The sequence below is a fragment of the Novosphingobium sp. AAP1 genome, assembly GCF_001295765.1.
GTDB classification, from domain to species: domain Bacteria; phylum Pseudomonadota; class Alphaproteobacteria; order Sphingomonadales; family Sphingomonadaceae; genus Novosphingobium; species Novosphingobium capsulatum.
In genome coordinates, this window is the sequence record NZ_LJHO01000009.1 from 1 (window position 1) to 26,330 (window position 26,330).

General features: G+C 65.0%; 30 protein-coding genes. 10 read left to right on the forward strand and 20 right to left on the reverse strand.

Going from position 1 to position 26,330, the window contains the following annotated elements; translation table 11 throughout:
• Positions 1-504: 504 nt before the first annotated feature.
• The 6 genes from IP65_RS15480 to IP65_RS15505 all read right to left on the reverse strand — a co-directional run bounded on the left by IP65_RS15480 (position 505) and on the right by IP65_RS15505 (position 6,517).
• A complete protein-coding gene (locus IP65_RS15480) occupies positions 505-1,164 on the reverse strand; it encodes a response regulator transcription factor (protein WP_022678114.1) in 660 nt (219 codons plus the stop codon).
• A 260-nt stretch (positions 1,165-1,424) separates the two neighbouring features.
• Complete coding sequence (locus IP65_RS15485; protein WP_022678113.1) at positions 1,425-2,162, reverse strand: proteasome-type protease; 738 nt, start codon at positions 2,160-2,162, stop codon at positions 1,425-1,427.
• A gap of 106 nt (positions 2,163-2,268) precedes the next feature.
• On the reverse strand, positions 2,269-3,084 hold the full coding sequence (locus tag IP65_RS15490) for a transglutaminase family protein (protein WP_054132255.1): 816 nt from the start codon (positions 3,082-3,084) through the stop codon (positions 2,269-2,271).
• Positions 3,085-3,103: 19 nt separating this feature from the next.
• Positions 3,104-4,051 (reverse strand): alpha-E domain-containing protein, encoded by a 948-nt coding sequence (locus tag IP65_RS15495; protein WP_054132256.1) that lies wholly within the window; start codon positions 4,049-4,051, stop codon positions 3,104-3,106.
• A gap of 21 nt (positions 4,052-4,072) precedes the next feature.
• Complete coding sequence (locus IP65_RS15500; RefSeq protein WP_054132257.1) at positions 4,073-5,506, reverse strand: circularly permuted type 2 ATP-grasp protein; 1,434 nt, start codon at positions 5,504-5,506, stop codon at positions 4,073-4,075.
• 222 nt (positions 5,507-5,728) lie between these two features.
• Complete coding sequence (locus tag IP65_RS15505) at positions 5,729-6,517, reverse strand: triacylglycerol lipase (RefSeq protein WP_156306639.1); 789 nt, start codon at positions 6,515-6,517, stop codon at positions 5,729-5,731.
• 143 nt (positions 6,518-6,660) lie between these two features.
• Here IP65_RS15505 and IP65_RS15510 point away from each other — a divergent pair, with 143 nt between their 5' ends.
• The gene (locus IP65_RS15510; RefSeq protein WP_054132258.1) at positions 6,661-7,284 is read left to right on the forward strand and encodes a glutathione S-transferase family protein; all 624 of its coding nucleotides are present in this window, start codon (positions 6,661-6,663) and stop codon (positions 7,282-7,284) included.
• A 312-nt stretch (positions 7,285-7,596) separates the two neighbouring features.
• Here IP65_RS15510 and IP65_RS15515 read toward each other — a convergent pair whose 3' ends face one another.
• From IP65_RS15515 to IP65_RS15525, 3 genes are all read right to left on the reverse strand, one after another.
• Positions 7,597-7,941 (reverse strand): GFA family protein, encoded by a 345-nt coding sequence (locus IP65_RS15515; protein WP_054132259.1) that lies wholly within the window; start codon positions 7,939-7,941, stop codon positions 7,597-7,599.
• 111 nt (positions 7,942-8,052) lie between these two features.
• Positions 8,053-8,810, reverse strand: a protein-coding gene (locus IP65_RS20930) for an IS5 family transposase (RefSeq protein ID WP_156306641.1) whose coding sequence is annotated in 2 segments (ribosomal slippage) — positions 8,053-8,471 and positions 8,471-8,810 — 759 coding nt in all. Because the reading frame shifts where the segments join, the coding sequence is not laid out codon by codon here.
• Between the two features lie 145 nt (positions 8,811-8,955).
• On the reverse strand, positions 8,956-9,549 hold the full coding sequence (locus tag IP65_RS15525) for a DUF3617 domain-containing protein (protein WP_022678108.1): 594 nt from the start codon (positions 9,547-9,549) through the stop codon (positions 8,956-8,958).
• A 116-nt stretch (positions 9,550-9,665) separates the two neighbouring features.
• Between IP65_RS15525 and uvrB the strand changes: the two genes are divergently transcribed.
• The 4 genes from uvrB (at position 9,666) to IP65_RS15540 (ending at position 13,201) form a co-directional block, all read left to right on the forward strand.
• On the forward strand, positions 9,666-11,852 hold the full coding sequence (gene uvrB / locus IP65_RS15530; RefSeq protein ID WP_028658340.1) for an excinuclease ABC subunit UvrB: 2,187 nt from the start codon (positions 9,666-9,668) through the stop codon (positions 11,850-11,852).
• A 176-nt stretch (positions 11,853-12,028) separates the two neighbouring features.
• Positions 12,029-12,334 (forward strand): type II toxin-antitoxin system RelE/ParE family toxin, encoded by a 306-nt coding sequence (locus IP65_RS20935; RefSeq protein WP_082209289.1) that lies wholly within the window; start codon positions 12,029-12,031, stop codon positions 12,332-12,334.
• On the forward strand, positions 12,300-12,626 hold the full coding sequence (locus IP65_RS15535) for a HigA family addiction module antitoxin (protein WP_022678106.1): 327 nt from the start codon (positions 12,300-12,302) through the stop codon (positions 12,624-12,626). The genes IP65_RS20935 and IP65_RS15535 overlap by 35 nt, the downstream gene beginning before the upstream one ends.
• On the forward strand, positions 12,623-13,201 hold the full coding sequence (locus tag IP65_RS15540) for a hypothetical protein (RefSeq protein WP_054132261.1): 579 nt from the start codon (positions 12,623-12,625) through the stop codon (positions 13,199-13,201). The genes IP65_RS15535 and IP65_RS15540 overlap by 4 nt, the downstream gene beginning before the upstream one ends.
• Positions 13,202-13,205: 4 nt before the next feature.
• Here the strand turns inward: IP65_RS15540 and IP65_RS15545 are convergent, their stop codons facing one another.
• Positions 13,206-13,691, reverse strand: coding sequence for a hypothetical protein (locus IP65_RS15545; protein ID WP_022678105.1), 486 nt, complete (start codon positions 13,689-13,691; stop codon positions 13,206-13,208).
• Positions 13,692-13,796: 105 nt separating this feature from the next.
• Entirely contained in the window at positions 13,797-15,950 is a 2,154-nt protein-coding gene (locus IP65_RS15550) for a malate synthase G (RefSeq protein WP_054132313.1), read from the reverse strand.
• Between the two features lie 188 nt (positions 15,951-16,138).
• Between IP65_RS15550 and IP65_RS15555 the strand changes: the two genes are divergently transcribed.
• The 4 genes from IP65_RS15555 to IP65_RS15570 all read left to right on the forward strand — a co-directional run bounded on the left by IP65_RS15555 (position 16,139) and on the right by IP65_RS15570 (position 20,115).
• The gene (locus IP65_RS15555) at positions 16,139-17,344 is read left to right on the forward strand and encodes a hydrolase (protein WP_022678103.1); all 1,206 of its coding nucleotides are present in this window, start codon (positions 16,139-16,141) and stop codon (positions 17,342-17,344) included.
• A 6-nt stretch (positions 17,345-17,350) separates the two neighbouring features.
• Positions 17,351-18,388, forward strand: coding sequence for an arginine N-succinyltransferase (locus IP65_RS15560; protein ID WP_054132262.1), 1,038 nt, complete (start codon positions 17,351-17,353; stop codon positions 18,386-18,388).
• A 17-nt stretch (positions 18,389-18,405) separates the two neighbouring features.
• Positions 18,406-19,671, forward strand: a complete 1,266-nt coding sequence (locus tag IP65_RS15565) for an N-succinylarginine dihydrolase (protein WP_054132263.1) — start codon at positions 18,406-18,408, stop codon at positions 19,669-19,671.
• A gap of 183 nt (positions 19,672-19,854) precedes the next feature.
• Positions 19,855-20,115 carry a hypothetical protein gene (locus IP65_RS15570; protein ID WP_022678100.1) on the forward strand — a complete coding sequence of 87 codons (261 nt, stop codon included), beginning with the start codon at positions 19,855-19,857 and terminating at the stop codon, positions 20,113-20,115.
• Between the two features lie 80 nt (positions 20,116-20,195).
• On the opposite strand, the gene IP65_RS15575 is transcribed toward IP65_RS15570, so the two are convergent.
• The 3 genes from IP65_RS15575 to rplU all read right to left on the reverse strand — a co-directional run bounded on the left by IP65_RS15575 (position 20,196) and on the right by rplU (position 21,576).
• Positions 20,196-20,759 (reverse strand): GNAT family N-acetyltransferase, encoded by a 564-nt coding sequence (locus IP65_RS15575; RefSeq protein WP_054132264.1) that lies wholly within the window; start codon positions 20,757-20,759, stop codon positions 20,196-20,198.
• Between the two features lie 227 nt (positions 20,760-20,986).
• Positions 20,987-21,256, reverse strand: coding sequence for a 50S ribosomal protein L27 (gene rpmA, locus IP65_RS15580; RefSeq protein WP_022678099.1), 270 nt, complete (start codon positions 21,254-21,256; stop codon positions 20,987-20,989).
• A 23-nt stretch (positions 21,257-21,279) separates the two neighbouring features.
• Entirely contained in the window at positions 21,280-21,576 is a 297-nt protein-coding gene (rplU, locus tag IP65_RS15585; RefSeq protein WP_022678098.1) for a 50S ribosomal protein L21, read from the reverse strand.
• 227 nt (positions 21,577-21,803) lie between these two features.
• Here rplU and IP65_RS15590 point away from each other — a divergent pair, with 227 nt between their 5' ends.
• Positions 21,804-22,358 (forward strand): hypothetical protein, encoded by a 555-nt coding sequence (locus IP65_RS15590; RefSeq protein ID WP_022678097.1) that lies wholly within the window; start codon positions 21,804-21,806, stop codon positions 22,356-22,358.
• A 4-nt stretch (positions 22,359-22,362) separates the two neighbouring features.
• Here IP65_RS15590 and IP65_RS15595 read toward each other — a convergent pair whose 3' ends face one another.
• The 6 genes from IP65_RS15595 to IP65_RS15620 all read right to left on the reverse strand — a co-directional run bounded on the left by IP65_RS15595 (position 22,363) and on the right by IP65_RS15620 (position 26,282).
• A complete protein-coding gene (locus IP65_RS15595) occupies positions 22,363-22,812 on the reverse strand; it encodes a molybdenum cofactor biosynthesis protein MoaE (protein ID WP_022678096.1) in 450 nt (149 codons plus the stop codon).
• Between the two features lie 5 nt (positions 22,813-22,817).
• Positions 22,818-23,633: a ferredoxin--NADP reductase gene (locus IP65_RS15600; RefSeq protein ID WP_028658335.1), complete on the reverse strand. Its 816-nt coding sequence runs from the start codon at positions 23,631-23,633 to the stop codon at positions 22,818-22,820.
• Between the two features lie 267 nt (positions 23,634-23,900).
• Positions 23,901-24,137, reverse strand: coding sequence for a MoaD/ThiS family protein (locus IP65_RS15605; protein WP_022678094.1), 237 nt, complete (start codon positions 24,135-24,137; stop codon positions 23,901-23,903).
• Between the two features lie 5 nt (positions 24,138-24,142).
• Entirely contained in the window at positions 24,143-25,150 is a 1,008-nt protein-coding gene (moaA, locus tag IP65_RS15610) for a GTP 3',8-cyclase MoaA (RefSeq protein ID WP_054132265.1), read from the reverse strand.
• On the reverse strand, positions 25,147-25,911 hold the full coding sequence (locus IP65_RS15615; protein ID WP_022678092.1) for an SDR family oxidoreductase: 765 nt from the start codon (positions 25,909-25,911) through the stop codon (positions 25,147-25,149). Before IP65_RS15615 ends, moaA begins: the two co-directional genes overlap by 4 nt.
• On the reverse strand, positions 25,908-26,282 hold the full coding sequence (locus tag IP65_RS15620) for a dihydroneopterin aldolase (protein WP_022678091.1): 375 nt from the start codon (positions 26,280-26,282) through the stop codon (positions 25,908-25,910). Before IP65_RS15620 ends, IP65_RS15615 begins: the two co-directional genes overlap by 4 nt.
• Positions 26,283-26,330 lie beyond the last annotated feature (48 nt).

Consider the following 26,330-nt stretch of genomic DNA (forward strand, 5'->3'; position numbering starts at 1 on the left):
TGATGAATAAGACGGGTTAGGCCAATATGTGCCAGAGCTTGCCGATCTACGCGATCCAACTCTTCCAGCGATACTGCAAAGCAAACTCTGTAAACGTTCCATTTTTGTGTGGCGCTGACATATACTTCCCCTTTCATTTGCTGAACCTCCTAGAATCACGCAGTAAAACGCGTGTGCAGCCAATTCACAAAATGACTGATTTCGCGCAGAGGCGCAGAGGCGCAGAGATTCTAGCTTCTCCGCGCCTCTGCGCCTCTGCGCGACAAAGCTTTTATTGTATTCAGTTCATTGCCTGGCGGCGCGTGACGTCGCAGTGCCCGGCCCGGCATTTTCGTGGCGGGTTCGGGCTAACATGCCACCTCCGACAGCCCTGCGGGCTGCCACCTCCCCCACGGTGTGAGGGAGGATCTTGGTGGGCCTGCCAGAATCCAGAAAGGCGGGAGATCACGTTGCCCGCCTTCCTGCAGCCCCCCTCATGGCCGATGTCGTGTGTCTACGGCGGTGTCAGGCGGCGTCGCCCAAGCCGGTCGCCTCGATCCGCAGGCGGACGGCTTCGGCGGCGTGGCGGGCGCCGAGTTTGCCCATCATCTTCATGCGATGGATTTCCACGGTGCGCGGGCTGATATCCAGGTCACGCGCGATGGCCTTGTTGCTGCAGCCTTCGGCCAGGCGATCGAGCACCTCGCGTTCGCGCAGCGAGAGGCGGGCGATGCGCTGGCGTGCCTCCGCGGCGCGGGCGCGTTGTACGCGGTGCGATTCGGCTTCGTGCGCGGCGCGGCTGATCGCCTCGTTGAGCGGACCGATCTGGTTGGGAATCGCCAGGTAATCCAGCGCCCCCGCCTTGATCGTGCGCACCACCGCCCAGGTTTCCGGAGCATTGCCAATGGCGATAACTGGCAGCCAGTGCCCGGCCCGCATCATCGCCGCGATCAGCGCCGGCACCGCCTCTCCGGGCGGATCGTCATGCGCCAATAGCAGGCCGGTACTGGGCGCGTGCGCCAGCAACTCGTCCGTACTGCCGTAAATTTCCGCATGATGCCCGGCGGCAAAGGCGAGACGAGCAAGCTGTGCCCGGCGGGCAGAGTCGCTATCGAGGATGTGGAGTGTGACACGTTCGACCATGGTGCCGAAGTAACCACTACGGGCTGCTTCCACGCCACGCATGAATGCTTCGAACTGAACGCTTCCTTCGGACTCAAGACCGGTTAGCTGCCCATATTCCTTAGGGAATTCGGCTCCGAAGCGGAGCCAACTATTTGGCTGAAGATCGCCGAGATATGACAACTTTGTTGACCTGCCCCTGAGTGTCCGCCGCACCCCAAGCGGTGGCGTTTCCCGAGGTTTGTTAATGACATATTGCGTTTCGAAACGTGAATTTTCGCCATTAACGCGACAGTAATGATCCAGAGTGGCACATTATCCGATTAATCGAACCGATAGTCTGGCAGCTGATGGAAAGCGTTGCGCAGCGCCTCGCTCCAACTGGACGAAATCGCGTTGAAATAGGGATCGTCGGCGCGGATGCGGCGCTGGTGCAGCGGCTCGAACTGGTCGCGCGCGATGACCGTCAGATCGAACGGCAAGCCCACCGACAGATTGGCCGCCACGGTCGAATCGAACGAGACCATCAGCAGCTTGACCGCCTGTTCGAAATCCATGCCCTTGTCATAGCCGCGCAGCAGGATCGGCCGGCCATACTTGGTTTCACCGATCTGGAAAAACGGCGTATCGAAGCTCGCCTCGATGAAGTTGCCTTCGGGATAGATCATGAACAGGCGCGGCTCCATGTCCCTGATCTGGCCCGCTACGATCATCGTCGCGGTAAAGCGCGCGCCCTCGCCCTGCACCGGGCCGGACTGGCGCCCCTCGATCACGCCGCGCAGCAGATTGCCAACATGCGTGGCAACCTGGAACATGGTGGGTTCTTCGAGGATCGACGGGCGCCGCTCGCTGGGCGCCTTGTTGCGCTCCTCAAGCTGGCTGATCACCGCCTGAGTCGTCGCGAGGTTGCCCGCCGTCATGATCGTGATGACCCGCTCGCCCGGCACCGACCAGGTAAAGCTCTTGCGGAATACCGAAATGTTGTCGACGCCCGAATTGGTGCGGGTGTCACTCATCAGGACGAGCCCCTTGTCGAGCATCATCCCCACGCAATAGGTCATTGTCCGTCCCCGTCCGGCCGGCGCGCGCCGGCCGGTTCCCCACTATCCTACACCTGCGATGCCTGCCGCAACGCCCTTGGCGGCACCGTGGCCTTCACGCAGGGTCTTATTGTTCCATGCGCTGTTGTTCAACGGCCAGGCTGACATGCATCGCTTCGTCACGCGCGCCATAGCGGATGCCGGTGATCGGCGCGCAGGCGGTGTAATCACAGCCGGTCGCCAGGTGGACATAGCGCGCATCGGGGCAGATCGCGTTGGCGATATCGAAGCCGACCCAGCCCAGCCCCGGCACATGGGCCTGCGCCCAGGCATGGCCGGCATCCTGTTCCACCCGATCGTCCATCATCAGGTAGCCGCTGGCATAGCGCGCGGGAACGCCGAGCAGCCGCGCAGCGGCGATGAACACGTGGGCCTGGTCCTGGCACACCCCGCGCCCGGCGGCGAGCACCTGCTCGGCCGAAGTGGCAACATCGGTGTGCCCGCTTTCATAGGCCACCGCCTCGCGCACCAGGGCACTGAGCGCGTGGAGCCGGGCCAGCACGTCTTCCGCCTCTTCGGGCAGGGCATCGACCAGTGCGCGCACGCGCGGGCCGCCCCGCGTCAATGCGGTCTGCTCGGTAAAATGCCACAGCGGCAGATGGCCGGGCTGCTTGCCCATCACCCCTGCATTGTCGGCTGTCTGGACCACGCCCTGGCCGCGAATCACCACCTCGCGCGCGCCGGGCACGAACGAGATCAGCGTGACGCGGTTGCCGTTTTCGTCGTCGTACGACACCTCGGGCCGCGCGCCTTCCAGTTCGATCTCCCAGAACTCTGCGCTTTGCCCGCGGCAGGCCAGCGGGGTGAGGCGCAGGCGTTGCAGCCCGTGGGCCACCGGCGTGGAAAAGGTGTAGCGCGTGGTGTGGCTGATCGCGAGGCGCATGGGCGGCCTTCCCCTTTCCTTATTCGGTAAAGCGATAGTCGCGCTGGATCTGCTGCGCGAGGTGGTTGTTGGCGGCGATGAACTGGCCGATCACCTGGTGGAGCCCGTGCTCGAACACGCCATCGATCGTCTGACTCTTGAGCTGCTCGTGCGTGCGCGCGGCAATCTCGTGCGTTTCCAGCCGATCGCCGTATTCGACCGCCAGCCGATCGAGATAGTCGCGCAACTGGGCATAGCAGAACGCCAGGCTGCGCGGAAAACGCCCGTCGAGCATGAGGAACTCGGCAATGCCGCGCGCCTCCATCCGCCCGGCGTTGAGCCAGCGATAGGCACGGTCCCCGGCCACGGCCCGCAGCACGTTGTCCCACTGCACGTTGTCGAGGCTGGAGCCGACATAGGACAGCGAAGGCAGCAGCACATAGTACTTCACATCGAGCAGGCGCGCGGTGTTGTCTGCCCGCTCGATAAAGCTGCCGGCGCGGGCAAAGTAATAGATGTCGTTGCGCAGCATCGTGCCTTCCATCGCCCCACGCACCAGGGTGGACTGGCGGCGAATCAGGTCGAGCACGCCGCCCAGGCGCGTTTCGGTGACAGTGCGGGCCAGTTCCTGCTTGAGGATCATCCAGCTTTCGTTGACCGCCTCCCACACCTCGCGCGTGATGCCGGTGCGAACCATGCGCGCGTTGTGGCGCGCCTGTTCGACCATGCTCAGCACGTTGCCGGGGTTGTCGCGATCGCGCAGGATGAAGTTGAACACGGTGCTGCCGGCATAGTCGTTGCCGAACTTGGCCTGATAGGCCCCCTGCAATCCCAGCGTGACGATGACCGAGCGCCATTCGTCGCTGGCATCGGCGGCGTCGCGGGTCAGCGCCATGCGAAAGCCGGCCTCGACCAGCCGCGCGGTGTTTTCCGCGCGCTCGAGATAGCGGAACAGCCAGAAGATGCCGTTGGCGGAACGTCCAAGCATTTTATCGTTTTCCCTTCCGCCTCAATCGTCCAGCACCCAGCTGTCCTTGGTGCCGCCCCCTTGCGACGAATTGACCACCAGCGATCCTTTCTTGAGCGCAACCCGCGTCAGGCCGCCCGGCGTGATGTCGATCCCCTGCGGCGAGACCAGCACGAACGGGCGCAGGTCGACATGGCGCGGCGCCAGGCCGGCCTTGGTGAAGATCGGCACGGTGGAGAGCGAAAGCGTGGGCTGGGCGATGTAGTTATCGGGATTGGCGCGCAGCTTTTCGGCAAACATCGCAATTTCCCGCTGCGACGAGGTGGGCCCGATCAGCATGCCGTAGCCGCCCGAGCCATGCACTTCCTTGACCACCAGATCCGCCAGATTGTCGAGCACGTAGGCCAGCGAATCGCTTTCCGAACAGCGCCAGGTGGGCACGTTGGCCAGGATCGGCTTTTCCCCGGTATAGAATTCGATGATCTCGGGCATGAAGCTGTAGATCGCCTTGTCATCGGCAATCCCGGTGCCCGGCGCATTGGCGATGGTGATGCCGCCAGCGCGATAGACGTCCATGATCCCCGAAACGCCCAGCACGCTTTCAGGCTTGAACGACAGCGGATCGAGGTAATCGTCGTCGACCCGGCGATAGAGCACGTCGATCGCCTGCCAGCCGCGCGTGGTGCGCATGGCGACGCGGCCGTTCTCCACCTTGAGGTCGCTGCCTTCGACCAGTTCTGCGCCCATCTGGTCTGCCAGGAAGGCATGCTCGTAATAGGCGCTGTTGAACGTGCCCGGCGTCAGCACCGCCACCACCGGCTTGTGCCCGCTTGCCGCCGGCGGGGCGCAGGCCGCCAGGCTGCGTGCCAGGCGGCGGGGATAATCGGAAACCTCGCGCACCCGCACCTTGGTGAACAGTTCGGGGAACATGGCCATCATGGTTTCGCGGTTTTCGAGCATGTAGGACACGCCCGAAGGGGTGCGGGCGTTGTCTTCCAGCACCATGAAATCATCTTCGCCGGTGCGGACAAGGTCGATGCCGACGATATGGGTATAGACGCCGCCGGGCGGGGTAAAACCAGCCATCTGCGGCAGAAAGGCCTTGTTACCCTTGAGCACGCGTTCGGGCAGGCGCCCGGACCGGACGATTTCCTGGCGATGATAGAGATCGTGGAGGAAAGCGTTGAGCGCGCGCACCCGCTGCTCGATGCCCTTCGACAGGCGGCGCCACTGCGCGGCGTTGATGATCCGGGGGACCATGTCGAAGGGGATGAGGCGCTCTTCGGCGTCCTCGTTGCCGTAAACGTTGAAGGTAATCCCGGTCTTGCGGAAAAAGGCTTCGGCTTCGCCCGATTTTCGCCGCAGCAATTCGGGTGGTTGCTCTTTCAGCCACTCGCAATACCCGCTGTAGGCAGGGCGTGTGGAGCCATCGGCTTCAAGCATCTCGTCATAGGACGAGAGCGAGGATTTGGTCATGCAGAACCTCCCGTCTGGCCCATTGCTTGCACACGATTCGGCCGGCCGCAAGCGCCGATGCTGCGCGTGCGAAACAATTGAATCCATCGTGGCGCAGGCCCTTGCACAGGGCGATGTGGCGTGGCAGCATCCGCGCCGCGCCGGTTCGCGCCAGTTTTCGTGCGTTTACTGGCAGGAAAACCGACCAGACAGCCCGGAACGGCGGAATCTGCCCCGACAGATTCAGTAGCGCGCGACGAGATCGACAAGCGTGCGGGCCACCTGCGGATGGGCGGCAAAGCCCAGGTGCGTCACGCGCAGCGGCACGGCCAGATCGCGCTCGCCCGGCCAGCCGGCCGCGCTGCGCGGCGCGATGATCCCGTCACGCGGGCTCCACAACGCGATCGTCGGCACCGGCGGCTTGGTGGCCAGGTCCTGGGCCATCGGTGCCTCGTCCACACTGTGGCCCGCAACGATCTGATAGGCGCGCCAGGCATTGTTGGCGCGGCGGTCACCCGAAAATGGCGTACCCATGGTGATCACCAGGCCGACATGGTCCGGACAGGTCTTGGCCAGCTGGCGCGCGAACAGTCCGCCAAGGCTCCAGCCTACCAGGACCAGCGGCTCGCCCTCCCGCCGGGCCATTGTCTCCACCCGCTCGGCCAGTCGCTCAAAGCGGTCCTCGCTCGATCCGAAATTGAAGCCCAGGCCCCAGTCGCTCACGCGATGGCCCGCGCTTTCCAGTGCAGTGGCCAGCGGCTTCATGCGCACCGGATGCGTGCCGAACCCGGGCAGCAGCATCACCGGCCGGGCATGGCGCGCGGGTGGATAGGACGGCAGCGGCGCGCCGCGCGCGGCCTGCCAATGGTCGATCGGGGTGGCCAGTTCGCCGATCAGCCGCGGCCAGGCCGGGCCGCGCACGCCCTCGGGCCGGGGCGCAAATGCCAACGCACGCCGTCGCGCCAGGGCAGCACCCAGCGTTTCGAGTTGTGCCCACGCGCTGCGTGGCGGAGAGGAAGGTTGCGTGGCCATGGGAATCACCGGCAAACAGCTATCGGACGCCGGGAAGGAACGCCAGAAAGACGGAATTGTTTCAAATTCATGTCACATTCGCCCGATAGGCTTGCGTGGCAGCCAGCTTCGCCAGCCCGGCGCGCGCCGTTCAAGGAGGCCCCATGATCACTGTCCACCACCTCAACAATTCGCGCTCGCAACGCGTGCTCTGGCTGCTGGAGGAACTGGGCTTTCCCTACACGGTGAAACGCTATGAGCGCGACGCCAGGACGATGCTGGCACCGCCCGAACTGCGCGCGGTCCACCCGCTCGGCAAGTCCCCGGTGATCGAGGACGAGGGCCGCATCCTGGCCGAAAGCGGCGCGATCGTGGAATACCTGGTGGACAAGGCCGGCGGGCAGCTGGGCGCCCCTAGAGATGAGCAGGATGCGCTGCGCTATCGCATGTTCCTGCACTATGCCGAAGGGTCGCTGATGCCGCCGCTGCTGCTCAAGCTGGTGCTGTCGCGCGTGCCGATCATGGGCAAGATCGCCTTGAAGCGCATCCAGCCGATGATCGATGTGCATCTCGATTTCGTCGAGCGCGAACTGGCCAGCCGGCCCTGGTTTGCCGGCCCCGCCATGACCGCGGCCGACGTGATGATGAGCTTCCCGATCGAGGCCGCCCGCGCCCGTGCCGGCCTTGACCAAACCCGGCCCCACACGATCGCCTGGCTGGACAAGATCCAGGCCCTCCCCGCCTATCGCCGCGCGATCGAAGTGGGCGGACCTTACGCCTATGATTGAATGCGGCCGGCCGTGTTTCGCCTGAAATGCACACGATAGCACGAAGAGGTAGGTGCAGGTGCGTGGGCTTCGTGGCTTAGTGTGCGAACCAACAGGCCTGATTGGGCGCGATTACGGCAAGAAGCAGGCTACCCCCACCTGCGGCCACGCTGGCGTTTTGCACAAACAGAACAGCTGGACCCCGGATCAAGTCCGGGGTGACGAGAAAATATAGATAAAGTAAAAACTTATCGTCACCCCGGACTTGATCCGGGGTCCAGCTTGCTAGGGTTGAGACTCAATCATGGCTGAGGGTATAGGCATCCCACGACCTCACACCTTTGATCCTTCGATCAGTATCGGGCGGAGAGCGAACATATCAATGCCCTCGATGCAGCCAGCATTGATGCCATATTTATCAGGAAATTTCCGCATCTTGTGGAATGTGTAGACGCCACAATGGCGGCAGAAATAATGGACCGCTACCCGAGTGTTGAACTGATAGGTAGTTAGCGCGGCCTGCCCGGAGATGATTTTCAAGTCGTTCTCATCACAGCGCAGCATGACCGAGACATGTCGCCGGCACAGCGAGCAGTCGCAGCGCACCGAATAGTCTGGATCAGTTACAATCGAAAACTGCACCGCGCCGCAATGGCACGCGCCCCGATATGCCGTCATGAAAATCCCCACCCCCCTCGCGATCGGCCATTGCCACCGAATATGCTGACTATGCCCACATAGGCTTGGTCGCGCAACGAATGAGGGCCAACGTGGCTGCTCGATCCACAATCACAGCCAGAAGGCGAGCGCGGTTGCGAGGGCGACGCCTGACAGAAAATTTGCGGCGAGCTTGTCGTAGCGAGTGGCTACGCGGCGAAAGTCCTTGATTCTGCAGAAGGCATTTTCAATGAGATGGCGATCGCGGTAGCGCTTCTGATCATAGCGAACGGCGCGCTTGCGGTTCCGCCTGCCAGGGATGACAGGACTGGTGCCGCCCTCACGCAGGATCTTGCGCAAACTGTTGGAATCATACCCTTTGTCGCCGAGCAAGTAACGCATGCGACCAGCGCGTTCGAGCAATGTCGGAGCAGCCTTCACGTCGCTGATATTGCCTGCAGTGAGCATCAAGGCATAGGGCCGCCCCAGAACATCTGTCAGGGCATGGACCTTGGTTGTCCAGCCACCGCGAGAACGTCCGATCGCTTGCGCCTGGTGCCCCCTTTTCCACCGAAGGCCGAGCGCTGGACCTTGATGTAGGTGCTATCGATCGAGGTGCTCTTCGTGACTGCGCCCGCCTCTACCAAAGCGTCGAGCAATTTCGTCCAGAAACCGCGCCGCGACCAGCGGTTGAAGCGGTTGTATACTGTGGTCGAGGGGCCGTAATCCGCCGGACAATCGCACCAGCGACAGCCTGACTTTAACACATGGAAAATGCCGGAGATCACTCGCCGATCATCGACGCGCTGAGCTCCGGGTTGATTTTTCGGCAAATGCGGCACGATCGCCGACCAAGCTTCATCTGACAACCAGAACAATGAACGAGACATCGCGTAGGGCTTCCATCTGCCGTGGAAGCCCATTGAATCAACCTCTCATCCAATTTTCAATAGGTTGATTGGGTTTTCACCCTAACGTGCACCTGGGCTGCCGTCATCGCGCATGCGGCAGCCAGCCACCCGAAATCCCCCTTCCCTAGATCGCCGCGGCCTTTTCATCGGCGTCGGCCTGGGTCTTTTCCTGCGGGGTGCATTCGCCCACGCGGTTGGACTGGGTGGCCACGTGCATGCGCATCTGCTTGCCGCCCGGGCCGCTGCCGGTCATGTCCATGTCCATGGTGAAGTGATCACTGCCATAGGTGCCTTTGAGCGTGATCGTCTGCGTGCTGCCGTTGTGGCCGCAGTTGAGCACGCCATCGATCTTGCCATCGGCCATGGTGAAGGTCTTGTAGCGGCAGCTCTTGTCGGCTTGGCCGAAGAAATCGCCATCGGGGCGTGCGGCCTTTTCCTTGGTCAGGCATGACCGCTCGGCGCGGGCGTGGCCCATCGCGTCCTTCATTCCCGCCACCATTTCCGGCGGCATGCCGGGCATGTCGATATCGATCGCCTTGACCTGGGTGCTCCAGGCGCCCGGCTGAAACTTCACCCCTGCGCCCGCCACTTTGGCCGCCACTTCACCGGCATCGGCATCCTTGGCCACCACGGTCGGCTCTTTCTTGCAGCCCGGCAGCAGAACAGCCAGGGTCAGCAGGACAGGCCCGAGCAAGGCGGATGGGGTCTTGGCAATCATCGTCACTCTCCCGTTTGGGGACATGACGCTATCACGCTCGCCGGGCCATGGCCATGGCGCGATCGGGCGCTTTGGGGCCGATTGCATCTGGGCCTGGTGTTCCCCATATGTTGCCCATGGCCGAAATCATCATCCGCAGGGGGCTGGAAGAGCCCGATACGTCTGGCAACTTTGTCCCGCACAAGCCGCAGCGGCCCGAGAAGCTGGAGCCGGGCCGCCCATTCAAGGTGGTGTCGGAGTATCAGCCAGCTGGCGACCAGCCCACCGCGATTGCCGACCTGGTCGCCAGCGCGCGCGAGGGCGAGCGCACGCAGGTGCTGCTGGGCGTGACCGGCTCGGGCAAGACGTTCACCATGGCCAAGGTGATCGAGGAATTGCAGCGCCCCGCCCTGATCCTGGCGCCCAACAAGATCTTGGCGGCGCAGCTTTATGGCGAGATGAAGAGCTTTTTCCCCGAAAACGCGGTGGAATATTTCGTCTCGTACTACGATTATTACCAGCCCGAAGCCTATGTGCCGCGCTCCGACACCTACATCGAGAAGGAAAGCTCGGTGAACGAGGCGATCGACCGCATGCGCCACTCAGCCACGCGCGCCTTGCTCGAACGCGACGACGTGATCATCGTCGCCTCGGTCTCGTGCCTCTATGGCATCGGCTCGGTCGAAACCTATTCGGCCATGGTGTTCGACCTCAAGAAGGGCGAAAGCGTCGACCAAGGGGAGATCGTGCGCAAGCTGGTCGCCCTACAATACAAGCGCAACGACCATGCCTTTCAGCGCGGCACGTTCCGCGTGCGCGGCGACAACCTCGAAATCTTCCCCTCGCACTATGAAGACACCGCCTGGCGCGTGACATTCTTTGGCGACGAGATCGAGGAGATTGCCGAGTTCGATCCCCTCACCGGCAAGGCCGACACGCGCCTTTCCCAGGTGCGGGTCTATGCCAATTCGCACCACGTCACGCCCGGCCCCACGCTGATGCAGGCGCGCGAGGCGATCAAGTTCGAACTGGCCGAACGGCTCAAGGAGCTTCATGCCGAGGGCAAGCTGCTGGAGGCGCAGCGGCTGGAACAGCGCACCCATTTCGACCTGGAAATGATGGCCGCCACCGGTTCGTGCGCGGGGATCGAGAACTATTCCCGCTTCCTCACCGGCCGCCTGCCGGGCGAGCCGCCGCCAACCCTGTTCGAATACCTGCCCGACAACGCGCTGCTGTTCGTGGACGAAAGCCACCAGACTGTGCCGCAGATCGGCGCGATGGCGCGCGGGGACCATCGCCGCAAGATGACCCTGGCCGAATACGGCTTTCGCCTGCCCAGTTGCATCGACAACCGCCCGCTGCGCTTCAACGAATGGGAGGCGATGCGCCCGCAGACCTTCGCCGTTTCGGCAACGCCCGGCAATTGGGAGATGGAACAGGCCGGCGGCGTGTTTGCCGAGCAGGTCATCCGCCCGACCGGGCTGATCGATCCGCCGGTGCTCATCCGACCGGTGGAAGACCAGGTGCAGGACTGCATCAACGAATGCCGCCTCACAGCCCAGAACGGCTATCGCACGCTGGTGACCACGCTGACCAAGCGCATGGCCGAAGACCTGACCGAGTTCATGCACGAGGCGGGCCTGCGCGTGCGCTACATGCATTCCGACGTCGAGACGCTGGAGCGCATCGAGCTGATCCGCGACCTTCGTCTGGGCGTTTATGACGTGCTGGTGGGCATCAACCTGCTGCGCGAAGGCCTCGATATTCCCGAATGCGGGCTGGTGTGCATTCTCGATGCCGACAAGGAAGGCTTCCTGCGTTCGGAAACCTCGCTGATCCAGACTATCGGCCGGGCCGCGCGCAACGTCGATGGGCGCGTTATCCTCTATGCCGATCGCATGACCGGATCGATGGAGCGCGCGATTGCCGAAACCGATCGCCGCCGCGAAAAGCAGAACGCCTATAACGAGTTGCACGGGATCACCCCGGCCACGATCAAGCGCCAGATCGCCGATATCATCGCCGATACTGCCAGCCGCGACGGCGTGCTGGTGGACCTGGACGACGACAGCACCAACAACCTCGTCGGCCACAACCTGCGCAGCCACATCGAAGACCTAGAAAAGCGCATGCGCAATGCCGCAGCCGACCTGGAATTCGAAGAAGCCGGCCGCCTGCGCGACGAAATCCGCCGCCTGGAATCGACCGAGCTTGGCCTGCCCGAAGGCGATCGCAAAGCACCCGTGGTCGGCCGCAGCAACGAAGGCAAGCCGGGCACCCGCAAGACACGCTACGGCAAGTCTCAAAAGAAGTGGGGGAAGTGAGCGGCTGCTAACACGCCCTCCCCAACCCCTCCCGCAAGCGGGAGGGGCTAAATCCTCCCTCCGCACAGCGGGGGGAGGTGGCGGCCGCAGGCCGTCGGAGGGGGGAGGCGCAGCTACATCAGCGCAACCATGTAATCTCTCGTGCGCGGAAGATAAAAAACAACAAGGCTGGTTCTATAGAGAGAACCAGCGCAGATAGCAGGCATGCTTCATTCGCCTGCCGTGAAACCGAAACCGTCTGGAATGGCCTGCGTAGCCGCAAGCTGCCGGCAGATATCCAGAACCGGGCACTCGACAAGCTGCGCATGCTACACCGTGCCCGCACGATCGACGATCTGCGCAACCCGCCGTCCAACCGCCTTCATGCGCTGGGCGGCGATCGTGCGGGGCAACATTCCATTTCCATTAACATGCAATGGCGCATATGTTTCGTCTGGAAGGACGGAAATGCCCACGATGTCGAAATCACCGACTACCACTGACCAGGACTGGCTGCACAACAGCCATGCCGGCGACCTGTTGGCCCGCGAGTTCATGGAACCGCTCGGTCTGGCAACGACTGCGCTGGCTGCAAATGTGGGCGTCGAAACCTCGCGCATCGCAGACATGATCGCCGGTTCTCATCCGATCGATGCCGAACTGGACCTGCGGCTTTCGCGCTACTTTGGCATGTCAGAGGGGTTCTTTCTCGGTCTCCAGGCAGATTTCGAATTGCTGGAGGCCAAGCGCGCCCATCACGACGCCATCGACCGGATCGTTCCACGCGCCGCATGAAAACCGACCGTTTTGCGCGCGTCTGCGCCTCGCTGCTCGCCCTGTCCATCCTCACCGCCTGCTCGCAGCAAGCCCCGGCCCCGCAGGACAGCGGCACCCCGCTCAACGCCGTGCGTGTGCCTTTGCCGGAAAGCCAGCCTTTGCCGGCGGCCCCGGCGGGCAACGACAAGCCGGTCTGGGCCGGCGCGCCGGGCGGAGACAGCGTGCGCTTTGGCGCGCCCGGTGCTGCTCCCGATCTTTCGCTATCGTGCCGCCAGGGCGTTCTGGTGGTAACCCGGCATGTGCCCGCCGAAGTGGGCGCGCAGGCGCTGTTTGCGCTGCAGGGACGCAAGCGCATCGTGCGCCTGGCAGTGGATGCCACTTCGGTGCCGGGTTCGCCGGGCTATCTGTGGCAGGGCAGCCTGCCGGCGGGCGATCCGGCGGCCGAAGTGTTCGAAGGGCCGTTTATCGGCACCCTGCCCGATGCGGGCAAGATCAGCGTGCCGGGCAGCGACCTGGTGCGCGCGCTGATCCGCCGTTGCGGCGCGCGCCCGGCCACGGGGGCGACACCGGCCGCGCCCCAGGCCCAGGAATGAAGCTTTAGAGCTTCCCGAACTTGTCCTCATAGGCAGCGGTATCGCCGCTGCTCAGAAGCTTGGCCTGCTCCACCCAATTGTCGCGCGTGGGGCGGCCGGCAAAGGCGCCAAGCTGCGCATCGATGCGGGCCACGTCCTCGTCGGTCCAGGCAGCAATCTGCGCAAACTGCGTCACGCCCAGGCTGGCCAGCAGCGTCTTGAGCTTGGGCCCCAGGCCCTTGATGCGGGTCAGGTCATCGCCATCGGCAGTTGCCACGGCATCGGCCGGGGGCGCAGTGGGTGGCGGCGGCACCGGAATGGCCGCGGCGGGCGGCGTATCGATCAGCGCGGTATTGCGCTGCGCAGGCGCCGCGCCTTCGGACAGGACATCGTTGAATTCGCGGCGTTCGGGTGCCTTGCCACCCCGGCGCAGCAGGAGGAACGCCACCACCAGCAGCAGCGCTACGGCGCCTGCCACCAGTTGCCAGTTGGCCTCGATCAGTTGCAGCATCGTCTAAAGTTCCATGTCAGCAAAGCGAATGGAACCGCCATGGCAACAAGCGCGCCGGGGAGCAAGCGGGGGCAGCGTGCGTCATGCTGCCCCCGCCGGTCCGGTTCAGGCCGGCTCGGCCACCAGAAGCGCCGCCTTCTTGCGGCGGCGCCACGCGTGGAGCAGCGGCTCGGTATAGCCGCTGGGCTGGGCCACACCTTCGAACACCAGGTCGCAGGCGGCGCGGAAGGCAAAGCTCGTATCCCAGTTGCCCGCCATCGGCTCATAGGCCGGATCTCCGGCGTTCTGCGCATCGACCTTGGCCGCCATGCGCTGCAGCGCATCCATCACCTGCTCTTGCGTGCAGACCCCGTGCAGCAGCCAGTTGGCCAGGTGCTGGCTGGAAATGCGCAGAGTGGCGCGGTCTTCCATCAAGCCGACATCGTCGATGTCGGGCACCTTGGAACAGCCCACGCCCTGGTCGATCCAGCGCACGACATAGCCGAGCAACCCTTGCGCGTTGTTGTCCAACTCGGCGCGGATTTCCTCTTCCGACCAGTTGGCGCCATCGGCCAGTGGGATCGCCAGCAGAGCATCGAGCGCCGGAATGGGCCGCGCGGCGATCTCGGGGCGCAGGCCGAACACGTCCACCTGGTGATAATGCGTGGCGTGCAGCGTGGCGGCCGTAGGCGAAGGTACCCAGGCCGTATTGGCACCGGTGCGCGGATGGGCGATTTTTTCGACAACCATGGCGCGCATGCGATCGGGCGCAGCCCACATGCCCTTGCCGATCTGCGCCTTGCCGGACAGCCCGCAGGCCAGGCCGGTGCCGACATTGCGCGCTTCATAGGCGGCGATCCAGCCGGCCTGCTTCATCGCGCCTTTGCGGATCATCGGGCCGGCCTGCATCGCGGTGTGGATTTCATCACCCGTGCGATCGAGGAAGCCGGTGTTGATGAACACCACGCGATCCTTCACGGCAGCGATGCAGGCCGCCAGGTTGGCGCTGGTGCGGCGCTCCTCGTCCATCACGCCGACTTTCACGGTATGGCGCGGCAGGCTGAGCAGGTCTTCCACGGCATCGAACAGGTCATTGGCAAAGGCCACTTCTTCGGGCCCGTGCATCTTGGGCTTGACGATGTAGATCGCGCCCTGGCGGCTGTTGCGGTGCTGGCCCAGGCGCATCACGTCGTGCATGGCAATGGCGCTGGTGATCACCGCATCCATGATGCCCTCGGGAATTTCCGATCCATCGGGCAGCAGGATGGCGGGGTTGGTCATCAGATGGCCAACGTTGCGCACGAACAGCAGGCTGCGCCCCGGCAGGGCAAAGGCGGTGCCATCCGGCGCAGTCCAATCGCGATCGGGTTCCAGCGCGCGATGCATGGTCTGGCCGCCCTTGGCGAACCGCGCGGTCAGATCACCGCGCATCAGGCCGAGCCAGTGGCGATAGGCCACCAGCTTGTCTTCCGCGTCGACCGCCGCGATCGAATCCTCCAGATCGACAATCGTGGTCAGCGCCGCTTCCAGCACGATATCGGCCAGGCCCGCCGCATCGCTGGCGCCGACCGGATGGGCCCGATCGAGCACCAGTTCGATGTGCAGGCCGTTGTGGCGGAACAGCAGGCCGCCGGGCTTGTGCCCGACCCATTGCGCCGGATCAGCCAGGGCGGGCACGCCCTGCCCGTCCCAATCAGTCCACGATCCCTGCGCCAGCGGCAGGGTGGCGTCCAGAAAAGCGCGCCCCGCCGCGATCACCGCCGCGCCGCGCGCCGCGTCATAGCCACCCGGCCGGGCGGGCGCGGCATCCAATGCGTCCGTGCCATACCAGGCATCATAGAGGCTGCCCCAGCGCGCGTTGGCGGCGTTGAGCAGGAAGCGATCGTTGAGCACGGGAACGACGAGTTGCGGCCCAGCCATGGTAGCGATTTCAGGATCGACGTCCTGCGTGCCCACGGCAAAGGGCGCAGGTTCGGGCACGATATAGCCGATCTCTTCCAGAAAGGCGCGATAGGCAGCAGGATCATGCGGCTGGCCCCGGCGCGCCACGTGCCAGGCATCGATCGCGGCCTGGATCGTCTCGCGCGTTTCCAGAAGCGCGCGGTTTACCGGGGTGAAACGCGCCACCAACCCGGCAAAACCCGCCCAAAACGCCCCGGCATCCAGCCCCAGCGGCGCCAGCACGTCGTTTTCCAGGAATGCGGCCAGCGCGGCATCCACCTGCAACCCGTCCCGCGTGATACGGGGGCGCAGGTCGGCAATTTCGGTAAACTCACCCATGGTCATCTGCCTTTGTCATCAAAACGGGCATGGCAATGCCGGCCATCGAACCGCATCCCTATCGGATACCGGATCTGTGCCGACCTGCCTATTGAACCTGGGGAGGAACACCCCCGTTCTGCCCGATTCGCACCGGCTTGGCAACAGGGGTTCACCCGGCCTGCGCGAACGGCTAGGTGTGGTTTCCGATGCAACAGCTTTCCGCCACCGAGCAGGCCCTGCTCGCCCCGATCGACGGCGCCCCCCTGCTCGACCAGGTTCTGGCATGGAGCGCGATCAACACCGGCACGCGCCATCTTGCCGGCCTTGCCCGCCAGGCCGCGCTCCTGGCCGATGCCTTTGCCGCGCTGCCCGGCACGGTGGAACTGGTGGCGCCGGCCCCCGTGGAAACCGTGGCCGCCGATGGCACCGTGGGCCAGCTTGACCACGGCGCCCACCTGCTGGTGCGGGTACGGCCCGATGCGCCCCGGCGCTATCTGCTGACCGGGCACATGGACACCGTGTTCCCGCCAGGCGATCCGTTCCAGACCACGACTTGGCTCGACGACACCACGCTGGGCGGGCCGGGCGTGGCCGACATGAAAGGCGGCATCGCCGTCATGCTCGCCGCCCTCAGCGCGTTCGAGCGCAGTGCGGTGGCGCGCCAGGTCGGCTATGACGTGCTGATCAATTCCGACGAGGAAACCGGCAGCCTGTCATCCGCGACGCTGATCGCCCAGGTTGCAGCCGGCAAGGCCGCGGCACTGACCTATGAACCATCGGCCCTGCCCGATGGCACGCTGGCGGGCGCGCGGGCAGGCAGCGGCAACTATGCCGCCGTGATCACCGGCCGATCCGCCCATGCCGGGCGCAACCCGGACGATGGCCGCAACGCCATCGTCGCGGCGGCAGACCTGGCGCTGCGGCTCAAAGCCCTGCACCGCCCCGGCCTGTCGGTGAACCCGGCACGGATCGACGGTGGCAGCGCCAACAACGTGGTGCCCGACAAGGCCGTGCTGCGCTGGAACATCCGCCCTGCGGCCGAGGCCGATGCACAAGGCTTTGCCGTGGCGCTGGGCGCGGCGGTGACAGAGGTGGAGCGCGCGCACGAGGTGGCGATCCACGTGCATGGTGGCATCAGCCGCCCGCCCAAGCCATTGACCGAACCAGCGCTGGCGCTGTTCACCCTGGTACGCGACTGCGGCGCGGCGCTGGGGCAGCCGATCGCCTGGAAAGATACCGGCGGCGTCTGCGATGGCAACAACATCGCCGCACTGGGGGTGCCGGTGGTGGATACGATGGGGGTGCGTGGCGGATCGATCCATTCGCCGCACGAATTCCTGATCGTGCCCTCGCTGGCAGAGCGCGCGGCGCTGTCGGCACTGGTGTTGCATCGGCTTTCCGGGGGAGAATAGCGCACCATGACGTTTCGCATTCGCGCCGCCCGCCCCACCGATGTGGAGGCCATGTACGAGATGGCCAAGCTCGGCGGCAGTGGCTTTACCAACCTGCCAGCTGATCGCGCCACTTTGCGCGCCAAACTCGAGCGTGCCGCCGCCTGCCTGGCCGACCCGCGCGAAAGCCTGCCCGACGGGCCGGGCGATGAACTGTTCGTGGTGGTGCTGGAAAACGTGGCAACCGGCGAACTGCGCGGCACGGCGCAGATCTTTGCCTGCGTCGGGCGCGGCGGGCCGTTCTATTCCTATCGCCTCACCACGCTGACCCAGCATTCCAAGGAACTGAACCGCACCTTCCGCGCCGAAATGCTGCACCTGGCCACCGATCTCGAAGGATCGAGCGAAGTGGGTGGGCTGTTCCTCCATCCGGCCGAGCGCGCCGGCGGGCTGGGCATGCTGCTGGCGCGCAGCCGCTATCTGTTCATTGCCATGCACCGCGCCCGCTTTGCCCCGCGTATTCTGGCCGAACTGCGCGGTGTGATCGACGAGCGCGGCGGATCGGCGTTCTGGGACGCGGTGGGCGGCAAGTTCTTTGGCATGGGCTTTCAGGAAGCCGATCATTTCAACGCGTTGAACGGCAACCAGTTCATCGCCGACCTGATGCCCAAGCACCCGGTCTATGTGGCGATGCTGCCGGAAAACGCGCGCACGGCCATCGGCATGCCGCATCTCAACGGCCGGCCGGCCATGCGGATGCTGGAGGCCGAAGGGTTCGCCTATGAAGGCTATGTCGACATTTTCGACGGGGGCCCGACGATGACCGCCCGCACCGACCAGGTACGCTCCATCGCCGGGGCCAAGGCGGAAACCGTGGCCCACATCGCCGCTCCCGAAGGCCATGGGCCGGTGCGCCGCGTGCTGGCCGCCACCGGCCGCCTCGCCACGTTCCGCTGCACGCTGGGCGAAGTGACGCAAGGCGCCGATGGCCTGGTGATCGATCCTGTCGCCGCCGCCGCGCTGGATGTGCGGCCCGGTGACACTGTGTGGCATGTGGACCGCTGAAGAACGGAACGAACAAGATGGCACTGCTGGAAATAAATTTCGACGGGCTGGTCGGCCCCAGCCACAACTACGCCGGACTCAGCCTGGGCAACCTGGCCTCGGCCAACCATGCCGGCCAGGTCTCCTATCCCCGCGCGGCCGCGCTGCAGGGGCTGGCCAAGATGCGCCACAACCTTGATCTTGGCTTGGTCCAGGGCCTGTTTGCGCCGTTGCCGCGCCCCAATCCGGGGCTCCTGGCGGCGCTGGGTCTTGCCGGACAAGAGCCGGCGGACGAGGCCGAACGCCGCCTGCGCGCGGCGGCCTGGTCGGCCAGCGCGATGTGGACGGCCAATGCCGCCACTGTCAGCCCCGCGCCCGATACCGCCGACGGGCGCTGCCATCTGTCTGCGGCCAACCTGGTGACCATGCCCCACCGAGCGCAGGAATGGCCCGACACGGTGCGCCAGTTGCGCCTGGCCTTTGGTGATGCCGCGCACTTTGCCGTGCACGACGCCGTGCCGCCCTGCTTTGGTGATGAGGGCGCCGCCAACCACATGCGCATGGCCACCAGCCATGGCGCCGCGGGCCTGGAAATCTTTGTTTATGGCCGCCCGGGCGGCGCCTTTCCGGCACGGCAGCACGAACAGGCCAGCCGCGCGATCGCCCGCGTCCATGGGCTCGATCCGGCGCGCTGCCTGTTCGTGGAACAGGCGCCAGAGGCGATCGCCGCCGGGGCTTTCCACAACGATGTCGTGGCCGTGGCCAACGAGCGCGTACTGTTCACCCACGAACAGGCCTTTGCCGATCCCGAGGGCACCTATGCCGCGATTCGCGACCGCCTGCCCGAGGCCGAAATCGTCGTCGTGCCGGCCAGCGCGGTAAGCCTGGCCGATGCCATCAAATCCTACCTGTTCAATGCCCAGCTGCTGACCCTACCGGGCGGAGAAATGGCGCTGGTGATCCCTCTGGAAGCCTGGGAAACACCATCGGTGCGCGGCTGGCTGGATACGATGCTGGCCGGCAATGGGCCGATTCGCCAGGTCTTGCCGGTGGACGTGCGCCAATCCATGGCCAATGGCGGCGGCCCGGCGTGCCTGCGGCTGCGCGTAGTGGCCGATCCGGCCACGGTCGATCCGCGCTTCCTGCTCGACAACGGGCGGATAGACCAGCTGGAACAAGTGGTTGCTGCGCATTGGCCCGAACAGATCGATGCTGCGGACCTGGGCCAGCAGGCCTTGGCAAACAGCGTGATCGCCGCCCGCGCGGCCCTGCTCGATGCCTTGGGCCTGACCGAACTGCACTGAGTGGAACTGCACGTAACCGACAGGCGTTGTCCTGCTGTCTGCGGAATTGTCGCCCCCCTTTACAATGAAGGGCGCGTTAAGCTTTAATGCGCCCGTATTCATTGGATTGGCACGAAGGTTGCTGATCGGGGTGGCGAGAGGTCCGGCGGATCGCAAACCCAGCATGGAGACAAGGGACAACGCATGCTCCGCAAGATTGGCCGCCTCTTCCTGATCAAGAATCGCTTTGAGGCGTTTGCAGTGATCTATGCGTTGGCCCTGGGCGCGGTAGAACGCGGGCAGGCCTACCTCACGCGGTTTCCCGGTTTTGGTGGCAAGCTGCTGTTCCTGGCTACGACCTGCGCGGTGTTCATGGCCGGGGCCAAGATTCTCGATTGCCTCAAGTTTGAACAGGCCCGCGCGGCGGAAAAGACTCCCGAGCCAGAGGCTGCTCCGCCCGGCTGATCACTCTCACGCGGCTGGCGGCACGCGCTGCAACGAAAAAGCCCCTTCGGCCGATGGCAGAAGGGGCTTTTCCTTTTCCGTCAGGCGGCCAGGCGACGATCCCCATCGCAATTGCCAGGCGGATCGAGATCCAGGGCATAGCCGAGCGTGGGCGCCACACCGTCGCGGGCCCGGCTGGCGCCAGGGCGAATCTCGCCGGTGGAGCGGAAGCCCAGCTTGGCCAGGACCCGGCCCGAGGCGGGATTGTCGAGGAAGTGGCGCGCCGCCACGCGGCGATGGCCCAGCGTGGCCGCCAGCGTCAGCACTGCCCGCGCCGCCTCGGTGGCAAAGCCACGCCCCCAATGGGCACGGGCCACCCAATAACCGAGCAGCGGCGCCGCGCCGGGCGGGCCGTGCTCATCGGGCATCAGGCCCACGCTGCCAATCAGTTGCGCGCCTTCGGGCCCCGGCAGGGTAACGAAGAAATGCGGATAGCGGCCGTCCTGCGCCAGGGCAGCAAAGGCCCGCGCATCATCGGCACGATAGGGCCAGGGCGCCCGCGCCAGATGGCGCACCACCGCCTCGTCATCGATCAGGGCATAGAGTTCGGCCCAATCCTCGGGCCAACCCGGCCGCAGGAACAGCCGCTCGCTGCGAATGAACATCGGTAATCTCCAGTCAACCGCTCCCTTTCGCCGGATGCTTATGCACTTTCCGATGACAGGGATATTGCGTGCTGCGCCAAGTGCTTCGGTTTTCGAGGCAAATGGCGCCGTTGCGGATGAGGGAGACAAAGAAAAAGGGAGATGGGGCAAGGCCCCTCTCCCTCGTTCAGCCGGCGCGAAACCGGCGGGGCCATCCCATCAGGATGGCCCTTGGCATGACCATCCGCTTATTCGGCTGCTTCGGCCATCAGGTCGACCGACACGTACTTGCGGCCAAGCTTGCCGGCGTGGAAACGCACGCGGCCGTTGGCTAGCGCAAACAGGGTGTGGTCCTTGCCGAGGCCAACATTGGCGCCGGGGTACACGCGGGTGCCGCGCTGACGGATGATGATGTTGCCGCCGACCACGTCCTGGCCGCCGAACTTCTTCACGCCAAGGCGCTTGGACTGCGAGTCGCGACCGTTGCGCGACGAGCCGCCTGCTTTCTTATGTGCCATCTCTGCTTACTCCGAACTGGCGCTCAGGCGACCGACACGATGCGCAGCAGAGTCATCTGCTGGCGGTGGCCGTTCTTGCGGCGATAGTTGTGACGGCGGCGCTTCTTGAACACCACGACCTTTTCCGACTTGGCCTGGGCGATGATTTCCGCCGAAACGGTAATGGCCGAAGCGTCGGCCAGTTCGCCATCCTTGCCAGCCAGCAGGACGTCACCGAGGGTGATGGTTTCACCGGCTTCGCCAGCCAGCTTTTCCACCGCGATCTTATCTCCGGCGGCCACCCGATACTGCTTGCCGCCCGTGCGCACAATTGCGAACATGGTTCTGCTATCCGTTTCAAATGCCTGACCCACCAAGCACCCCGATCGGCCAATTCCGAATCGCGGACAGCGGGCAATGTGCCGGTTCCCCGCAATCATGCGAAGCCCCGGAAAGAGCGGCGCGGATAGTCCAAGCGGGCCGGCATGTCAACGCCGGGGAAGTGGGAAATGCGCGAAGCAGGGCCCCTACCGCTGGCCATTGGCCGCCCACGTGCTATGGCACCGCCATGGCTTGCCTGTCCACTCGCTTCCTCGCCCTGCAACGGCTTTGCCTTGTTGGCCTGATCGCCGCCCCTGCCCTGGTCCTGGGCGGCTGCTCGCCCGATCGCGGGCGTTTTCCCTCGCTGGCGATTCGCCCTGCGGAACGCGCGTTTGGCCAGGCCAAGGCCGCGCCAGCCGATGCGGCGGCAGCAGCGCCGGCACCGATTCCCGCCGATGCCACGCTGCCCCAGCGCCTGGCCGCACTGGAAGAGCGTGCACGCGAGGCGGATGCCCGATTCATCGCTTTGGTGCCCGAAGCCACCCGCGCTGCCGCGCGTGCGCACAATGCCGCCAATGGCAGTGAGACCTGGAACCTGGCCCAAGTGGCGCTGGCCCGCCTCGAATCGGCGCGTAGCGACACCGCGATCGCTCTGGCTGATCTCGATCAGATGGCGACGGAAGCTGAAATCGCCGCTGTCGACCATCCCGGCCCCGATGCGGCGCATGTGATCAATACCCGCGATTCGGTTGCCGCGCGCGTGGCGCAGCAGGATAGCGTGCTGGCGCAGTTGAAGGGCTGACGCCCTACCAGCGCGCGCGGTCGGCCAAATCCTGGGTGCGCGGTTCGATCCAGCGCCAGCCGGACGCGGTCTTTTCCCGCTTCCAGAACCAGCTGTCGCTCTTGAGGTGGTCCATCACGAAATCGGTGGCGGCAAACGCCTCGCGCCGGTGGCGGGCGGCGGCGGCAACCATTACGATCGGATCGCCCGGCAGCATCACGCCATGGCGGTGGATCACCAGCAACCCTTCCAGGCTCCAGCGCGCCAGGGCCGTGGCCGCCAGCGCTTCCATCCCCGGCAGGGTAAGCGGGGCATAGTGGCGCAACTCCAGCGCCTCCACACCATCCCCATCGCCATCGCGCACCTGGCCCAGAAAACTGACAACCCCGCCAGCGCCGCCAAACCGCCCGGTAAAGGCAGCAAGCAGCGCGGCGGGGTCAAACGCCGCATCGGTGAGACGGACGTCTGCCGTCATGCCGATCAGCCGACGAACGCGCGTTCGATCACGAAATCGCCCGGCTTGGCGTTGGAACCTTCGACAAAGCCCATGCCTTCGAGCAGCGCGGCGAAGTCCTTGATCATGTCCATCGAGCCGCACAGCATGACGCGGTCGGTGGCGGGATCGAGGCGCGCCTCGCCGGGAATGCCCTCGAACAGCGCGCCGCTTTCGATCAGCTTGTCGATGCGCACGTTGTTCTTGAACGGCTCGCGTGTGACGGTGGGCACATAGTGCAGCTGCTGCGCGGCCTGTTCGCCCACCAGCGGGTCTTCCGCAAAGCCGCTCGACAGCTCTTCGTTGAACGCCAGCTCGCTGACCTTGCGCACCGAATGCACCACGACGACCTGTTCATAGTATTCATAGACATCGGGATCGCGCGCCAGCGACAGGAACGGCGCCAGGCCGGTGCCGGTCGACAGCATGAACAGGCGCTTGCCCGGCAGCAGAGCATCGGTCACCAGGGTGCCGGTCGGCTTCTTGCCAAGATAGATCTGGTCGCCCGGCTGAATCTTCTGCAGGCGCGAGGTCAGCGGACCATCGGGCACCTTGATCGAGAGGAATTCCAGTTCCTCGGCCCAGGCCGGGCTGGCCACCGAATAGGCGCGCAGCAGGGGGCGGCCGTTGTCGCCCTGCAGGCCGATCATCACGAATTCGCCCGAGCGGAAGCGGAACGAGGCCGGACGGGTCACGGTGAAGCTGAACAGACGCTCGTCCCAGTGCTTGACCGTGAGCACGGTTTCCACCGTGGCTGCGGCCGTGGGTTCGAGCGTGGCGACTTCCACCTGGGGCTGAGACATCGAAATGGCTTTCCTTGGCAATCGGCCCCGCACCCGCGATGGGATCAGGCCATGGGGCCGGGCAAGCTGGCCCGGCAAGCGCCGTTCCCATACGGATGCCGGGGCGCGCTGTCAAAAACCTGCCCTGCGAAAATAGCTTTCAGGGTCTAAAGTGGGTGGCGTTGCGCTTGGCGCCCTTCGACAGGCTCAGGGCGAACGGGGGGTAAGCCAACCAGCCGGAAGTCCGTTCGGGCTGAGCTTGTCGAAGCCCCCAAAGCCCCCGCCGCCTCAGCCGCCGCTCACCGGTGGCAGGAACGCAATTTCGTCATCCTCGCCCAGCACCATCGCTTCGCTTTCGCCCACCAGCTTGCCATTGAGCGCCCAGCGCACCCGCTCGCCCAACAAGTCGAGCGCCAGCGCAGGGTCGAGCCCGGCGAGGATATCGGCAAGCGGGCCAGGCGTGACAGCCATTTCCGCACAGCCGGCGCGGTCTTCCAGGCGGCCGAGAAACACGAGCTTGGCCATGGCGATCAGCCCCCGGTCGTCGACATATGGCGCGAAACCGCTGGGGCAGCACCAGCGCGGTCGATGGCAAAGGCGTGGCGTTCCTGCTTTTCGCCCATGGCGCGGGCAAAGGCATCGGTCAGCGCGGCATCGGGATCGTCAGAGCGCAGCGCGGCGCGCAGGTCGACACGCCCTTCCCCGCCCAGGCACATGTAGAGCTGGCCCGTGGCCGTAACCCGTACGCGGTTGCAGGTGGCACAGAAATTGCCCGTCAAAGGCGTGATGAAACCCAGCCGACCGCCGGTTTCGGCAATATCGACATAGCGCGCCGGCCCACCCGTGCTCACTGCGTTGGGCACCAGCGTCCAGCGCTGTTCCAGATCGCGGCGCACGGCATCGAGCGGGAGGTAATGATCGAGGCGATCTTCCTCGACATCGCCCAGCGGCATCACTTCAATCAGCGTCACGTCATGACCCTGGCCATGGGCCCAGGCGATCAGATCGGGCAATTCGTCCTGGTTCACGCCCTTGAGCGCCACGGCGTTGAGCTTGACCTTGAGGCCAGCCGCCCGCGCGGCCGCCAGGCCTTCTAGCACCTGGGGCAGGCTATCGCGCCGAGCCAGCGCGGCAAAGCGGCTGCGGTCGAGCGTATCAAGCGACACGTTGATGCGGCGCACGCCGGCTGCCACCAAATCGTCGGCAAATTCGGCCAGCCGGGTGCCATTGGTCGTCAGCGTCAGTTCCTGGAGCCCGCCCCCGCCCAGGTGGCGGCCCAGCGCGCGTACCAGATCGACCATGTCGCGCCGCACCAGCGGCTCTCCGCCGGTCAGGCGCAGCTTGGTGACGCCGCGATCGATGAACGCACGCGACACCTTGTACAGCTCTTCCAGGCTCAACACGTCGGCACGCGGCAGGAACGTCATGCGTTCGGGCATGCAATAGGTGCAGCGCAGGTCGCAGCGGTCTGTCACCGACAGGCGAAGATAGGTTATGGCCCGCGCAAAGCGGTCAACCAGAGGCGCGGGCGCTGTCATCGCTCGAGATATACGAAGTCCCGAGGGTAGGATTCAAGGCTTGCGCCGGCATCGACGAAAAGAGTTTGTCCGGTCACCGCGCGCGCCGTCGCCAGATAGTGCACGGCATCGGCGATTTCATCGGCCCCAGGCAGCCGCTTCAAGGGCATGATCTCTTCCAGGCGGTGCCACTGATCGGCGTCATAATCCTGCGTCGGCAGGATCAGCCCTGGCGCCACGCCGTTGACCCGCACGCGCGGCGCCAGCGCGCGCGCCAGGGTGCGCACCGCGGCATGCAGCGCCTGCTTGGACAGGGTGTAGCTCAACTGGTCGGGCACCGGGTTCTGCACGCGCTGGTCGAGGATATTGACCACGGCGCCTTCGTCCTCACCCAGCGCCTCGGCAAAGGCACGGGTCAGCAGCAGTGGCGCAAACAGATTGACGCCGAAATGCTGATCCAGCGCCTCGGGTGCGAGGCTGGCGATCGTGTCGTCCTGAAACAGCGACGCGCAGTTGACCAGAAGGCGCGGTGCCTGGCCGGCGCGGGCGATGACATCCGCCAGCATCGCGGCCGGAAAGGCGCTATCGCCCAGATCGCCTGCCAGGGGATGCACTGTCGCGCCCAGCCACTGCAGCTGGGCGGTGAATTCGGGATCGAAGGTGTGCGCATGGTGCGCGTGCAGCGCCAGGTCCCAACCCTCCTGCGCCAGCTTGCGGGCAATCGCCGCCCCGATTCGGCGCCATCCGCCAGTGACCAGCGCCAGCGGGCGGGGCACGCTCATCCGCGGCGGGCGCGGGTAAGCGTCATGCCGATATCTTCTCCAGCCTCGCTGATGGCGAGCTTCACGATTTTCACTTCCACCTGGGTCACCCGCGCATCCTGTACGAACAACGTCTCACAGATGTGGTCTGCAACCGATTCGATCAGTTGGAAATGCACATCTTTGGGCAATCCGTCGCTCGCGGCGTGCTTGAGGTCCATGTAGTTCTTGCTCGCGGTCAGCGGGCAATCGGCCGTGTAGCGGTCTTGCGGACGCAGCCAGGCACGGATGGAAATCCGCAGGGGCTGCGGACGGCCGGTCTCTTCCGAATAGATCCCGGTCAGGACATCGGTTTCGACATTGGCGACTTCGAGGATCAGGCTGTCAGACACGCGCGCGCCATTGGCACTTGGCCGCGCGAATGTCCAGCATCAGCCGCG